At 67.8% G+C, this 14,596-nt stretch carries 13 protein-coding genes; 9 read left to right on the forward strand and 4 right to left on the reverse strand.

Annotated elements, in window-relative coordinates:
- A partial coding sequence (locus OXN85_08230) for a cytochrome c (GenBank protein ID MCY3599943.1) occupies positions 1-1,132 on the reverse strand: 1,132 nt, incomplete at its 3' end.
- A gap of 198 nt (positions 1,133-1,330) precedes the next feature.
- On the opposite strand from OXN85_08230, the gene OXN85_08235 reads away from it, so the two are divergent.
- From OXN85_08235 to OXN85_08260, 6 genes are all read left to right on the forward strand, one after another.
- Positions 1,331-3,397 carry a PQQ-binding-like beta-propeller repeat protein gene (locus tag OXN85_08235; GenBank protein ID MCY3599944.1) on the forward strand — a complete coding sequence of 689 codons (2,067 nt, stop codon included), beginning with the start codon at positions 1,331-1,333 and terminating at the stop codon, positions 3,395-3,397.
- Positions 3,398-3,455: 58 nt separating this feature from the next.
- Complete coding sequence (locus OXN85_08240; protein MCY3599945.1) at positions 3,456-4,127, forward strand: hypothetical protein; 672 nt, start codon at positions 3,456-3,458, stop codon at positions 4,125-4,127.
- 162 nt (positions 4,128-4,289) lie between these two features.
- Entirely contained in the window at positions 4,290-5,036 is a 747-nt protein-coding gene (locus OXN85_08245; GenBank protein ID MCY3599946.1) for a hypothetical protein, read from the forward strand.
- A gap of 18 nt (positions 5,037-5,054) precedes the next feature.
- Positions 5,055-6,233 (forward strand): hypothetical protein, encoded by a 1,179-nt coding sequence (locus OXN85_08250; protein MCY3599947.1) that lies wholly within the window; start codon positions 5,055-5,057, stop codon positions 6,231-6,233.
- Positions 6,234-6,375: 142 nt separating this feature from the next.
- The gene (locus OXN85_08255; protein ID MCY3599948.1) at positions 6,376-7,464 is read left to right on the forward strand and encodes a hypothetical protein; all 1,089 of its coding nucleotides are present in this window, start codon (positions 6,376-6,378) and stop codon (positions 7,462-7,464) included.
- Between the two features lie 170 nt (positions 7,465-7,634).
- Entirely contained in the window at positions 7,635-8,615 is a 981-nt protein-coding gene (locus OXN85_08260; GenBank protein ID MCY3599949.1) for a D-2-hydroxyacid dehydrogenase, read from the forward strand.
- Between the two features lie 21 nt (positions 8,616-8,636).
- Here OXN85_08260 and OXN85_08265 read toward each other — a convergent pair whose 3' ends face one another.
- Entirely contained in the window at positions 8,637-9,509 is an 873-nt protein-coding gene (locus tag OXN85_08265) for a DUF4198 domain-containing protein (protein ID MCY3599950.1), read from the reverse strand.
- Positions 9,510-9,707: 198 nt separating this feature from the next.
- On the opposite strand from OXN85_08265, the gene OXN85_08270 reads away from it, so the two are divergent.
- Positions 9,708-10,373, forward strand: coding sequence for a peroxiredoxin (locus OXN85_08270; GenBank protein ID MCY3599951.1), 666 nt, complete (start codon positions 9,708-9,710; stop codon positions 10,371-10,373).
- 3 nt (positions 10,374-10,376) lie between these two features.
- Positions 10,377-11,825, forward strand: a complete 1,449-nt coding sequence (locus tag OXN85_08275) for an amidohydrolase (protein ID MCY3599952.1) — start codon at positions 10,377-10,379, stop codon at positions 11,823-11,825.
- 49 nt (positions 11,826-11,874) lie between these two features.
- On the opposite strand, the gene OXN85_08280 is transcribed toward OXN85_08275, so the two are convergent.
- Both OXN85_08280 and OXN85_08285 read right to left on the reverse strand, forming a co-directional pair.
- Positions 11,875-12,495 carry a thiamine pyrophosphate-dependent enzyme gene (locus OXN85_08280; protein MCY3599953.1) on the reverse strand — a complete coding sequence of 207 codons (621 nt, stop codon included), beginning with the start codon at positions 12,493-12,495 and terminating at the stop codon, positions 11,875-11,877.
- Positions 12,496-12,532: 37 nt separating this feature from the next.
- A complete protein-coding gene (locus OXN85_08285; GenBank protein ID MCY3599954.1) occupies positions 12,533-13,042 on the reverse strand; it encodes a thiamine pyrophosphate-binding protein in 510 nt (169 codons plus the stop codon).
- A gap of 188 nt (positions 13,043-13,230) precedes the next feature.
- On the opposite strand from OXN85_08285, the gene OXN85_08290 reads away from it, so the two are divergent.
- Positions 13,231-14,469 carry an ATP-binding protein gene (locus OXN85_08290; protein MCY3599955.1) on the forward strand — a complete coding sequence of 413 codons (1,239 nt, stop codon included), beginning with the start codon at positions 13,231-13,233 and terminating at the stop codon, positions 14,467-14,469.
- Positions 14,470-14,596 lie beyond the last annotated feature (127 nt).

Genomic DNA, 14,596 nt, shown 5'->3' on the forward strand with positions numbered 1-14,596 from the left:
CCTCGTAGATGTAGCTGTGGTGCCAGCGCGCGTCGAAGTCCGTGACCATGCTGATGAGTTCGAGCCTGCCGTCGGGGTAGAGCGCCTGGATCGACATCGCGTGCAGGTGCACATGCCCGTGCGGCTGGTAGCTGTCGAGCCTCACCGGGTGGTCCCAGCGGTAGAACCCCTGCGTCATCGCGGTCCCTCCCGGCGCCAGCGCGATGTCCCCCCTGAGAGGATAGAGACGCAGGTCCTGCTGGAACTCGGGCTCGTAGCCCTCCTCGTGGAACCAGATCCCGAGTTCGACCTGGTCGCCGGTCACCTCGTATCCCATGGGATAGTAGTGCGCGTCCCACTCGATCATGTCGTTCGCCTTCAGCATCCGCCCCGCGTCCGCGGGCACGATCTCCCCGACCTTGCCCATCGCGTACTCGGAGAGGCTCTGGATGCGCCGGTACTCCCCTTCCTCGTTGAGCCTGAGCAGGCGCGGGATCGCGTGGTGCACGACCTGACGCCCGGCGGGGAAGGAGGGCCGGGTCTCGAACGCCATCACCCAGCGATCCTCGTCGAGCCCCGTCGGCACCCGCGGTCGCCACCAGGTGTCGCCGCCCTCGGCCGGCACGTCGAACGGCTTCGACTTGATCACGTGATCGGGCGGGCCGAGGATGTCCTCGAGCTGCCACTTCTGCTCGGTCGGCCACTCGATCGGGGGCGGCATGTCCGCCGGATTCCCTTCGGGCGCCCCGGCGTCGGCCCAGGCGACGATCGTCCCGATGTCCGCCTCGCTCAGCCGCCAGTCATCCTTGATGTCCTGGATGCCGACGCCCGTGTCGAGGTGGAATGGCGGCATGAGCCGCTTCGAGACCAGCTCCTTCATGCGAGACGCCCAGCGGCGCGTGTCCCGGTAGTCGAGGAGCGGCATCGGACCCACGGACCCCGGCCTGTGGCAGTTCTGGCAGTTCGCCTGGAGGATGGGGGCGACGTCCTTCGAGAACGTGACGTCGGCCTCTGCCCCGGCCCGCTCCGCTCCGTTCGGCCCCTGTCCGGTGAGATCCCGGAACGTGAGACCCAGAGCCAGGGGCACCATGAACACGACAAGGGCCGTTGCATGCGACCAGGCATGGCTCGAGTGACGATGCGATCCACGCATGAGACATCCTCCTCCAGCTGGAACTGCTCCGCTGCCGCGTCCGGCGACTCATCTTTAATGCCCTGATACAGTGCGAAGAAACGTGGTCTGCGTGCAAGGAGACGTTGCGTCCCGGGAAACGCGCGTCCACGATGGAGTGTTATCCTTGCCGTACCCCGTACGGTGAACTGCGGAAGAGAGAACAGCGAGAGCGGACGGATGATGAAGAACCACCGGAGCTGGCGGCCGAGCAGCACCCTTCTTCTTCCCCTTCTGTTCGGAGTCATTGCGGGAGCCCCCGCCGCGGCGCAGGGCCCGGGCGTGGAGGGAGCCGCGTGGACCTACTACGGGGGCGACGCCTGGCACACTCGCTACACGCCGGCGACGCAGATCGATGCTTCCAATTTCGAGAGCCTCGAGGTCGCGTGGCGCTGGGACGCGTCGAGCTTCGGGCCGAGCACGGCGCGGGCCACACCGTCCTACATCGACGGGAAGATGATCACGGTGACGGGCGAGAACCGGCATGTCATCGCCCTCGACCCCACCACGGGAAGGCTCCTGTGGAGCTTCGCCGAACCCATGACCTGGCGGCACGAGTACTCGATGCGAAAAGCGTACGGCAAGGGCGTCGCCTACGCCGAGGTCGATGGACGGGGCGTCGTCTACATCATCAGTCCCGGGTTCTTTCTCTACGCGCTCGACGCCGACACGGGACGGCCGCTCGAGAACTGGGGCGAGGCGGTGCCGCTGCCGGGGTTCCCGTCCTCGGGGACGGTGGACCTGGTGGCGGATCTCATCGAGGGCTGGGGGCCGTGGGAGAGCCTGAACCAGGAGTACGACCCGGACCAGGGGATGCCGCTCGAGATCGGCTACATCACGGCGTCGTCCCCTCCGATCGTCGTCAACGACGTGGTCGTCGTCGGCAACTCCGCGGAGCAGGGCTACAACCAGACGCGGAAGGAGATGGTCCCGGGCGACATCCTAGCCTATGACGCCCGCACCGGCGAGTTCAAGTGGAAGTTCCACATCATCCCGCGGCCCGGCGAGTTCGGGCACGAGACGTGGGAGAACGACGCCTGGCAGTGGACCGGTGACGTGTCCCCGTGGGCGCCGCTCTCGGCGGACCCCGAACTCGGACTCGTCTACCTCGTCACGAACGGCGCCACGATCGACTATTACGGCGGTTTCCACCCCGGCGACAACCTGTTCGGCACGAGCATCGTCGCGCTGGACGTGGAGACAGGCGAGCGCCGCTGGCACTTCCAGTTCGTGCACCACGACATCTGGAACTACGATACGCCGACCGCGCCGCTCCTCATGGACGTCGTCGTGGACGGCCGGCCGATCAAGGGTGTCTTCCAGGCGACGAAGCAGTCGTGGCTGTACGCGCTCGACCGCGAAACGGGCGAGCCGATCTGGCCCATCGAGGAGCGGCCGGTCCCGCAGTCGAAGGTGCCGGGCGAGAAGCTCGCCGAAACGCAGCCGCACCCGACGTGGCCCCTGCCCTACGACCTGCAGGGCCGCACCGAGCAGGACCTCATCGACTACACGCCCGAACTGCGCGAGATGGCGCTCGAGTACGCGCGTGATAACGACCTCTTCGTGCCGCTCTTCAACCCCCCTACGCACCTCGGGAACCCGGACGGCGAGGGCGCGGCGCTCATCTGCCCCGGCGGGGGGGGCGGGGCCAACATCACGGGTCCGCCGGCGGCCGATCCCGTGGAGGGTGTGGTGTTCGTGACGTCGACCAGCGGGTGCTCACCGGTCATGGTGGCGCCGGGGATCGAATCCGAGCTCGACGGGCCGGAGCAGACGGGCGTCACCCACTCCGAATTCTCCCGCGCGATCGGCGTGGTGACGGAGAGCACGGCGGACCAGGCGACGGTCGAGGGGCTGCGGATCTGGAAGGGGCCGGTGGGACGGATCACGGCGATCGACGTGAACACGGGCGAACACCTGTGGATGATCCCGCACGGCGATGCGCCCGAGCGGCAGCAGGCGGTGATTCGCGACCATCCGATGCTGCAGGGGGTGGACGTGAATCCGAACCAGGGCCGGCGCGGCCATTCCGCCATGGTTGCAACTCCGACGCTCCTTCTTGCGTCTGGACAGACGAGCGATGGAACGCCGCACCTGTTCGCGATCGACAAGCGGACCGGCGAGCGCGTGGGGCAGGTGGAGTTGCCCGGCAACACGCGCTACGGGATGTCGAGCTGGGTCCACGAAGGCAGGCAGTATGTGATCATTCAGTTGACCGATGGACTTGCGGCGCTGGCCCTGCCCTGACGGCCACTCGGGCCGGACGGGCCGAACCCTTCTCAAGAGCCTAAGGAAGAAACAGAAAATGCTGCGTGAACATCTGAATTTCCGGCGCGCGGGCGGCTTTGTCGCCTTGGCGTTGTCCGTACTCGTCGCCGGGGCATGCATCGAGAGCGAGGACACGATGGAGCCCACGCCGGCGAACGAAGCGCCGGTCGCGGTCGGCGTCGTGCCGCCGCTGGCCGTGGCGGCCGGCGATCATGTCATCGTGGACGTGTCGGGCTTCTTCCAGGATCCGGACGGCGACCCGCTAGCGTACGGCGCGGGTACATCGAACGCGCTCGTAGCCGGCGTCTCCGTTTCGGGCAGCATGATGACCGTGGTGGGGGTCGGAACCGGCCAGGCGGCCGGGTTGATCTTCGCTCGCGATCAAGCCGGCGGAGAGGCCGTGCAGAACTTCCTGATCACGGTGCCCAACCAGCAGCCGGTCGCGGCCCAGGCGCTCCCGGCGCTGAGCCTGACCACGGGGCAGGTGCACCAGCTGGACCTGTCGCAGTACTTCAGCGATCCGGAGGGCGACGACCTGACGTTCAGTGTCACGACCGGGAACACGCTCGTCGCGGTGGGGGCGGTTTCGGGCAGCACCCTCACGGTGGTCGGCGTGACGGTGGGGAGTACGACGATCACCGTTACGGCGCGGGACGCGGACGGGGGCGAGGTCCAGCAGGAAACGCCCGTGATCGTGAGAAGCGGCTAGGGCGGGGCCGGGGGCGCGGCGGCGCCCTGCGAAGCGGTTGCGGGCGGGGGGTCGGTGAAGATGTGACCCGGCCGGGGATTGGTTCGTGTTAGGAGTGGCACACCGAAAACCCGGTTGGCGCGAGCGCATGAAGTTCCGCTCAGGTGCCTTGAAGGAGGCAATGTGAAGTACCGATTCAGACAGTCCTCGATGCCGGCTGTCCTCGCCGTCATCGGGGGAGCTTTGGCGGCCGAAGCCCTCGCGGCGCAGGACTTTCTCTTCCGGCGTCCTTCCGTCACGCTCGGCGCTCGAATCGGGTACTCGATTCCCCGCGCGGACAGTGACATCTTCGACTTCACGCGCAGGGAACTGACCGTCGAGAAGGAGGACTTCAACGCGGTGGCGCTCGCCGCCGACCTCGGCATCCGGCTCTCCGACCGCATCGACTTTGCGCTGGGCGTCGGGTATGAGAACAGCCAGATCGACTCCGAGTCCCGGGAATTCATCGGCACGGACGACCTGCCGATCCTGCAGACGACGGATTTTCGACGCATCCCGTTCACCGTCGGCATGAAGGCCTACCTCACGGAGCGGGGACGGAGGATCAGCGATCTCGCCTGGATTCCGGGCAAGTTCGCCCCCTTCGTCGGAGGCGGCGTCGGCTTCATGTGGTACGAATTCGAGCAGGATGGCGAATTCGTCGACTACGAAACGCTGGACATCTTCGACGACTACTTCTCGTCCAGCGGCGGATCCGCGCTCGCCTACGTGACGGCCGGATTGGACTACTCGCTCGGGCTGCGGTGGATTTTGACCGCCGAAGCCCGTTATTCTTGGGCCAGCGCGAATATGGGCGGGAGCTTCATCGGGTTCGACCGAATCGACCTGAACGGACTCCGTGCCGCGTTCGGCTTCTCGGTACGGCTGTAAACCTCGAGGTATGGTCACATGACGAAAAAGCGAACTGCTGGAATCGGCTCGGCTCTTTTCGTGGCGGCCGGCATGATGCTCGCGGCCGGACCGCTGTCGACCGCGGCGGCGCAGGAGATGGACCAACGCTGGCTCGCCTGGATGGGTTGCTGGCAGCCGGTTCGTACTTCGACGAGCGCGGACGCGCCCGAATCGCTGCTCTGCTTCCGGCCGAGCGCGGAAGAGACCGGCGTCGAGATGATCGCGATCGAAGACGGCGAGATCGCGGCCCGGGAAATCGTGCAGGCGGATGGACAGCCGCACGAAGCGGCGCAAGAGGGCTGTAGCGGATCGCGCCGCGCGGTCTTCGCCTCGCGGCCGGGCCGGGTGTTCATGGATGTGGACCAGGTCTGCGAGGGCGGCGTCGACCGATCGTCGAGCGGCATGTTCGCGATGATCTCGTCCGACGCTTGGATCGACGCGCGGGTCGTCACCGTCGGCGACGAGAAGCTGACGTGGGTGACGCGATACCGCCTGGCCACGCAGAGCCAGGCCGAGGCTGTCGGCCTGGGTGAGATCGCGGAGGACCGGAGCCTGGCCGTGCGCTCGTTGCGGCTCGCGGCGTCCGGACGATATTCGGTCGACGACATCATCGAGGCGCAGGCTCATGTGGATCCCGAGGCCGTGGAGGCCTGGATCGTCGAACACGAGACGCCCCTCGCGGTCGACGCCGACCGGCTCCTCCAACTCGCCGATGCCGGCGTGTCGGAAGGGGTCATCGACATGATGATCGCGCGGAGCTATCCGGAACGCTTCGCGGTGTCCACGGGCGGCGACGGCGGCGAACGGCCCTGGCGCGGCGTGGGTAGCGGATACTACGACCCGTTCTCGTTCTACGGCTGGGGTTATCCCTACTACGGCCGCTACGGCTACCGCTACGGGTACGGCTACTCGCCCTTCGGTTTCGGCTACGGCTACCCCTACGGATACGGGTACGGCTACGGCTATGGTTACGGTCCGACGATCATCCGCACGGAGCCCGCAAACAACGGCGGCCGGGTGATCAGCGGACGCGGCTACAGCAGCGGAACCTCCAGAATCGGAACACGGTCGACCGGGTCTTCGCGGGGAACGGCGTCGATCGGTTCCTCTTCCTCGGGGTCGGGAGGGCGGTCGACGGGACGGACCGCGAGGCGGCGCGGCGGCGGAGGTCTCTGAGACCCACTGTCCGACCCAACTGACAGCGCTTCGAGAGGGCCCGGTCTTCCGGGCCCTTTCGCGTTGCACGTCTCGCGCCCGAAGCTCGGGAAACGCAGATTGAACACACTGCCGATCCCGATGCCGGCACCGAGGAGGAACGATGAACGTGGACCGACCCGCCGCGCGCCCCTTCACCTACGTCGCGATCGGCGTCCTCGGACTCGCTGCCGCCGCCGCGGTACTCATTCAGCCGGACGCGGCCCGCACCCAGACCACGTCCGACGACTGGGAGCCCCCGCGCACTGCGCACGGCCATCCCGACCTGCAGGGGAACTGGACGAACCAGACGCTGACCCCCTTCGAGCGCCCCGAAGGCCGGGGACCCGTGCTGAGCCCGGACGAGGTCGCCGCCATAGAGGGTGGACAGGCGCAGACCGTCGCCGAACGGACGGCCCCGGTGGACCCGGACCGGCCGCTGCCGCCGGGGGGCGAGCACCGGGTCTGCATCGATGGGGCCACGACCTGCTACGACGAGTTCTACCGCGAGCCGGGCGAACGCGTGGCGATCGTGAGAGGCGAGCCGCGCAGTTCCCTCGTCACCGACCCGCCGGATGGACGGATTCCGGATCTTACGCCGGATGCGCGCAGGCGGCTGGAGGACGCGGCGGAGTTCCGCGGCAGATTCGGCCAGTACGACCACCCCGAGCTTCGGCCGCTCGCGGAACGGTGCATCGTATCGTTCGGATCGAGCGCCGGGCCGCCGATGCTCCCCAACTACTGGTACAACAACAGCTACACGATCGCGCAGAACGAGGACTTCGTCGTGATCATGGCCGAGATGGTGCACGACGCGCGGATCATCCCCATCCGTGATCCGCAGGAGCAGCTCGAGAGCCGGCTCGAGCCGGACCACGTCACGCCGTGGTTCGGAAGTTCGGTCGGCTGGTGGGAGGATGGAACGCTCGTCGTCGAGACGACGAACCTGAACCCCGAGCACGCGTTCCGGGGGGTGCCGCCGTCGAAGGATCGGAAGGTCGTCGAGCGCTTCACGCGCGTCGACGAGGAGACGATCCTCTACGAGTTCACGATCGACGATCCCGCGGTGTACACGAGCCCCTGGGGCGGACAGGTCCCCTTCAAGCGCTTCGACCATCTGCTGTACGAGTACGCGTGCCACGAAGGCAACTACGCCATGTTCAACGTGCTGAGCGGTGCGCGCTACCAGGAGCGGATGGGGGGGAATCCGTAGCCCGCCCGCCGACTGTCCTGCGTTCGCTCGTCGCCGCGCTGGCGGTGGCGGGCTGCGCCGCCGATCGTCCGCCGGAGAGCGCGGCCGAAGCGGAGCGCGCCCCGGCCGGGGTGCTCGGCCTGCGTCCGGGCCCTTCGCCCGATCGATCCTCGCCTGACTGGGAGCCGCCCGTGAAAGTCGTCGTCGCCGATCTGTGGCCCGGCCGCACGGCCGAACTCGCGGAGGTCGCCCCCGGGGTGGACCTCGTCGTCGTCGGAGACGGCCAGGCCGCGGCAGCCGAAGCGCACGACGCCGACGCGGTCCTCGGCGTGCTGAACGCGGACATCCTCGCCGCCGGCGACCAGCTCCGCTGGGTGCAGCTCGCCTCTGCGGGGGTCGAACGCTACCTCGCGTTGCCCGGGCTCTCCGACGCCGAGGACCTCGTCATCACCAACGCCCAGCGGATCTTCGCCCCCGGCGGCGCGGAGCACGCGCTCGGCATGGCGCTCGTGCTGGCGCGACGGTTCCACACGGCGCTCGACCTGCAGCGCGAGCGGCGCTGGGACATCCGGCCGCTGACCGGGCCGTCCCCCTACCGCGGTGAGGGCAGCCAGTTACTCGAACTTCGCGGCCGCACGATGCTCGTCATCGGCCTCGGCGGGATCGGGACGGAAACCGCGCGCATCGCGCACGGGATCGGCATGCGGGTCATCGCCACGCGGAACAGCAGCCGGGAGGGGCCCGATTTCGTAGAGCGGGTCGGGCTGGCGTCGGAACTGCTGGATCTGGTTCCCGAGGCGGACGTCATCGTCAACGCCCTGCCGCTCACGCCGGAGACGGACGGCGTCATCGACGAGGCCTTCTTCGAGCTGACGCGGCCCACCGCGCTCTACATCACCCTCGGGCGCGGCCGCACAACGAACACGGCGGCGCTCGTCCGCGCGCTGAGGGAGGGCCGGATCGCGGGCGCGGGGCTGGACGTGGTGGATCCCGAGCCGCTCCCGCGGGACCACGTCCTCTGGTCGATGCCGAACGTGATCATCACGCCGCACCTGGGCGGCGACTCCGATGAACACATGGAGCGGATGTGGACGCTCTTCCGCGAGAACCTGCGGCGCTTCGCGGCCGGCGAGCGGCTCCTGGCCGTCGTCGACCGGGAGCGCGGCTACTAGCGCGGCTAACGCGGCTTCCGGCTAGCCGCCCCGGACCTGGAACGTGAGCGTGGCCCAGTTCGACTCGTAGTCGAGGTCAGGCTCCGACGGCGTCTCCACCATGTGAATCGTCCGGATGTACCACCGACCTCCACCTACGAGCGGGATCGTCGCGACGCCGTCCGCGTTCGTGCGAACCTCGACCGCCTCGTTGTGTGCACCGGTATCGTCGTGCGAGTGGGGGTTGAACTCGTAGTTCGCGTAGAGGAGCGCGTTCTCGACCGGCTCGCCCGCGCGCAGGAAGCGCACCTGGAGCTCGTCGCCGACGACGAGATCGTACGGGTTCTCCAGCGGGATGAGCTCCACCGGATAGCCGAGCTCCTCCGCCCATTCGCCGCTTCGGGCGTCGCCCACCTGGACGATCGCCTTCACGTGCTTGCTGTAGCGCTCGACCGCGTCGTCGTCCGTCTTTCCGGCCGCTTCGCGCTGCGCGATCTCGTCGACCAAGCCCTCGTGAACCAGGTATTCGTAGAACGCCTCCGCTTCGAGCGGGATCACGCGGGCCGCCGTCGACACGCCGATCGTGTAGGTCCCGGCGGAGCCCGTCTCGAAGGTCAACAGGGCCGTGTCGACGCTGTCCGCATGCCAGTGGAACATCGCCGTGTCGCGCCACGCCTCGGTCGGTGGGTGTACGACCCCATCCGGTCCCACGATGCTCACATCCAGCATGCGGTCGCGCGTGATGTGGTTCTCGCTCTCGTCGAAGTCTCCGTTGAAGAGCGCAACGACGTTCGTCGAGTGCGGCTCCAGGAAGAAGCTCTCGAGCTTCAGGTACATCGTGTGCGCCCGCGCCGTCGCGACGATGGCGACGGTCAGCACGGCGGTCGTCAACAGGACACGGCGTCCGATCTTCATCAGGGGTCCTCCGGAGGCTCCAGCTTCTCGGGTTCGGTAGCGCATGGCCGAGAAACATGCGCCGAGCCGGGCCGGTTCGGCCATAGCCGGGGACGGGCCGGCGTTGTCGCGGCGTTGTCACCATGGCGGGAAACGCCGATCATGGGCTGCGTCGCCCGCAGCGGCTCCACAGCGACCACCTCGAAACAGGGAGTAGTGATGACGCTCCGGATCAATGACACGGCGCCGGATTTCACGGCGGATACGACGCAGGGCAGAATCCGCTTCCACGACTGGATCGGGGACGGGTGGGTCCTCCTCTTCTCCCATCCGAAGGACTTCACGCCCGTGTGTACGACGGAACTCGGGGCCGTGGCCGCCCTGGAGGACGCGTTCGCGGCGCGCAACTGCAAGATCATCGGGGTCAGCGTCGACGGGGTGAGCGACCACAAAGCCTGGTCGAAGGACATCGAGGCTTCGCAGGGGCACGCCGTCGGCTACCCGCTGATCGGCGACCCGAGGCTCGAGATCGTCAAGGCGTACGACATGCTCCCGGCCGACGCCGGCGACACGTCCGAGGGACGCACACCGATGGACAACGCCACGGCGCGCTCGGTGTTCGTCATCGGCCCCGACAAGAAGATCAAGGCCACCCTCACGTATCCGATGAGCACGGGCCGCAACTTCGCCGAGATCCTCCGGCTCCTGGATTCGTGCCAGCTCACGGCCGAGAAGCAGCTCGCCACGCCGGCGAACTGGGAGCAGGGCGACGACGTGATCATCGCGCCGGCGGTCACCGACGAGGAGGCGCGGAAGCGTTTCCCGGAGGGCTGGGAGCAGCCCCTTCCCTACATCCGGGTCGTTCCGCAGCCGCAGGACGGTTAGCTGTTGCGGTTCGCGCCGACACAAACCATTGCCCGAGCCGGCGGGGGATTCCTCCTCGCCGGCGTGTTCCTGTCCGCGTGCTCGGCCGGTCCGGATGCCGGCGACACAGCCTCGGAGGGCGGCCGGCTCCTGATCGACGGCGGCACGGTCGTCGTCATGGACGACGCCGGCACCGTCCTCGAGGCGGGCGCGGTGCTCGTGGAAGGGGATCGGATCTCCGCCGTCCTCGACGGTGAGGCTCCCCGCCCCGCGGGCGTGACGGTGCTCGACGCGACGGGGCACCTCGTGATCCCCGGACTCGTCAACACGCACGGCCACGCCGCCATGTCGCTCCTGCGCGGACTCGCCGACGACATGCCGCTGATGACGTGGCTGAACGAGCACATCTTCCCCGCCGAGGCAGAACTCGTCGATCCCGAGTTCGTCTATTGGGGCACGCTGCTCTCGTCCATCGAGATGCTGAAGAGCGGGACGACGACGTTCGCGGACATGTACTACTTCCGGGATGACGCGGCGCGGGCGGTGATCGATGCGGGCATCCGCGCCGTCATGGGCCCGCATGTCATCGGCTTTCCCGCCCCCGACTTCGCGTCGCCGGCGGAGACGCTGGCCAACGCATTCGAGTTCATGGAGGCGTATCGCGACCACCCCACGCTGGTTCCCGGTACGGCCGCCCACTCGCTGTACACGACCTCGCTGGACGACGTTCGCGCCGCGCTGCGGTTGGCCATCGAGTACGATGCCCCGTTTCAGATCCACACGGCCGAGGACGCGAGCGAGTTCGCGACGGCGACGGAACGGACCGGGATGGGCGTGGTGGAGGCACTCGAGTCCGTAGGAGCGCTCCGTCCGGGGACCGTCCTCGCCCACTCCATCTACCTCTCGGATGAGGACATCGAACGCATCGCGGCCGGGGGGGCGGGGGTCTCGCACAACCCGCAGAGCAACCTCAAACTCGGGATCCCGCGGGCGGCGCCGGTTGTGAAGCTGCTCGCCGCCGGAATCCCTGTGGGACTCGGCACCGACGGTCCGGCGAGCAACAACGACCTCGACCTCTTCGACGAGATGGATGCCGCCGCCAAGCTCCACAAGTTCACGAACGCCGACCCGACCGCGCTCCCGGCCGAGACGGTGTTCCGCATGGCCACGATGGGCGGCGCCCGCGTGCTCAACCTCCACGACCGCATCGGCTCGCTGGAGCCCGGAAAGCGCGCCGACGTCGTGCTGCTCGACACGCGGCGTGCCGGGCTCACGCCCCTCTACAACGTCTATTCCCACCTCGTGTACGCGGCTCGGGGGAGCGACGTCTCCACGGTGCTCGTGAACGGGCGCGTCGTCGTCAGGGACGGCCGAGTGCTCACGGTCGACGAGGCCGAGGTCATGGAACGGGCACACACCTTCCGCGATCGGGTGCGGGACGTCATCGCCCGGGTGGCCGAGGAGGCGGGCTAGTCCCTTCGAGCGGCGTGCGGCAACCGGGCGTGGCGGCCGGCAGCCCGTGCTAGGCGCCGCTCGCGTGTCCCGGCTGCGGTGGCGGCGTCCAGCCCGTCGCGGCGCGGCGCTCCTGCACGCAGCGCTTGAAGCGGAAGGCGTTCTCGGGCAGGGCGAAGTCCATCCCGTAATTGTCCGGGCCCACGGCGTCGACGCGGGCCACGATCACGCCGAGGTCGTCCCGCTCCAGCGCCTCGACGAACGCTTCCCCGAACGCCATCGGCGAGTCCACGGCCACCGCGTGCTCGATCCCGGCCCCGCGCGCGATCGCGGCGAGATCCGTGACGCCCGAGGTGGTGTGCGACTCGAACCCTCCCGTCGAGAGGAGGCTTCCGTTGTCGAAGATGATGTGCAGGAGGTTCCGGGGCCGGTAGCGCGCGAGGGTGGTGAAGGTGCCGAGGTTCATCAGCGCCGATCCGTCCCCGTCGAGCACGATCACCTGCTCGTGCGGCAGATGACTCGCGAGGCCGAGACCGATCGACGAGGCGAGCCCCATCGCGTGCTGCAGGTAGAAGAAGTTCTCGCGGTGGCCGAGGTCGTACAGTTCCTGGGCGCAGGCCCCCATGATCGTGACGACCAGCCTGTCCTCGATCTCGGGGTAGATCAGCTCCAGGCAGTCCTCCCGCCGCATCAGGCCTCCTCCCCCCGCCTGAATCCGCCGTCCCGCATCACACTTCCATGAGGTCGCGCGTCAGCAGCAGCGCGACCGGCGAGAGCGAACTCTGCGACAGCGTGTACGCCTCGGCGATCTCCTTCGCGACGAGCGCCGGATCTCTCGCGTGGTGGTAGGGGATGTTGAGCGCCTGCAGCAACCCCTCCGTCACGATCCCGCCACGAGTGTGCCACGGGTAGGGCTCGCCCCAGTGGCCCCGGACCGCGATGAGCATGCAGAGCGGGACGGAGTAGAGCTGGGCGAGGGAGATGATCCCGTTCATTGCCGCGAAGAAGCCGTGGTTCTGCATGAGCAGGATGTGCGGCTCGCCGGCGAAGTAGGCCCCGGCGGCGATGCCGACCGCCTCCTCCTCCTTGGCGACCTGGATGAGATCGACCTCGGGATCGTCCTCGGCGCGCTGCAGGAGGAGACCGAGCCATGTCTCCGGCAGAGCGGAGATGCTGCGGATGCCGGCGGCCTTGATCCCGTCGAAGACGGCCTTCGAGTTCTCGTAGGAAACGGTCATGCGCCGAACGGTGCGCGCAGGAGCCCAAGTGGCGCAATCCCCATCGCCGAAATGACGATTGGACGATGAAACAATAACGATCAGACGCGGTGCAAATAACGATTGGACGAAGATCGAATAACGATCAGACGCGGTTTCCGGCGTGACCCCAGGCTGTTACGATGGGCAACATGCAACGATCCACGCCCATGTATCGACGTCTGGCGGCCCGCTTCGTCAAGGAGGCGCTCTCCGACACGCCGGTCGTCTTCCTCATGGGCGCGCGGCAAGTCGGAAAAACCACGCTGGTTCGAACTCTGATCGACGAAACCTGGGAATACATCACGTTCGACGACCGCGCGCAGTTGGAGATCGCCCGCGCGGATCCCGTGGGCTTCATACGTAACCTGCCTGCGAAGAAGATCGCGCTCGACGAAGTGCAGCGCGTTCCCGATGCGCTCCTCGCGGTCAAACAGGCGGTGGACGAGGACCGCACGCCCGGCCGCTTCCTGCTGACCGGCTCCGCCAACGCCATGCTGCTGCCCAAGTTGGCCGATGCCCTGGTTGGGCGAATGGAGGCCGTCCGGCTGGCGACACTGTCCGAGTGCGAAATCGCCGCTCGGGAACCCAGCTTCATCGACACCATGCTGCGGCTGGAAATGCCGGTGGCCGCCGAGGTGCGCGTAAGGGACCGCTTGGTGCGGCGGATCGTAGCGGGCGGATTCCCCGAGCCCTTGGCCCGAACGAGCGAGCGGCGGGCCCGCGCGTGGCACGAGCAGTACATCGGTACCCTGGTGCAGCGGGATCTGCGTGAACTCGCCCGCGTCGAGCACCTGGACGCGATGACGAAACTGCTCAAACTGACCGCCCTCTACTCCGGCCGCCTCGTCAATCTCGCCGAGCTTGGGGGCAGGCTGGGCCTGAACCGCCTCACCGTCGGCCGATACCTCGCTCTTCTGGAACAGCTCTTCGTCGTGGAGCGGCTGCCCGCGTGGCACACGAGCGAGTTCAAACGGCTCGTCAAGGCCCCGAAGCTGCACGCCGTCGACACGGGCATGATATGCGCCCTGCGCGGGATCAACCGGCACATGTTGCTGAACCGACCCGGCGAACTCGGGGCGCTGCTGGAGTCCTTCGTATACAACGAGCTGCGGAAGCAGGCGCTGTGGGCAGATGAACCGCTGACGTTCCATCACTACCGAGACAAGGACAAGGTGGAGGTGGACATCGTCATTGAGACGCTGTCCGGCCGATGCTTCGCGATCGAGGTAAAGGCGGCGGCGGGTTTGACGGCCGGGGACTTCCACGCTTTGAGACGGTTTCGAACCGTCGCCGGCGACCGGTTCGGGGCAGGCATTCTGCTGTACGACGGTGACCACGCCACAGCGTTCGGGGACCGGCTGTTCGCCGTGCCGATCGGGGCGCTGTGGGCGGGGACGGCAATGTGATCTCCTGTTCCACCCGCTTCGCCGTGGCGCGGCCGTTGCGCGGTCCAGCCGCGTGTGGGCACCATGGACGCAGCAAGGAGTGTGTATGGACGAATCGGAAAGGCGGCCGGTCGACCGGCGCGGGTTC

The sequence above is a fragment of the Candidatus Palauibacter australiensis genome, from assembly GCA_026705295.1.
GTDB lineage: Bacteria > Gemmatimonadota > Gemmatimonadetes > Palauibacterales > Palauibacteraceae > Palauibacter > Palauibacter australiensis.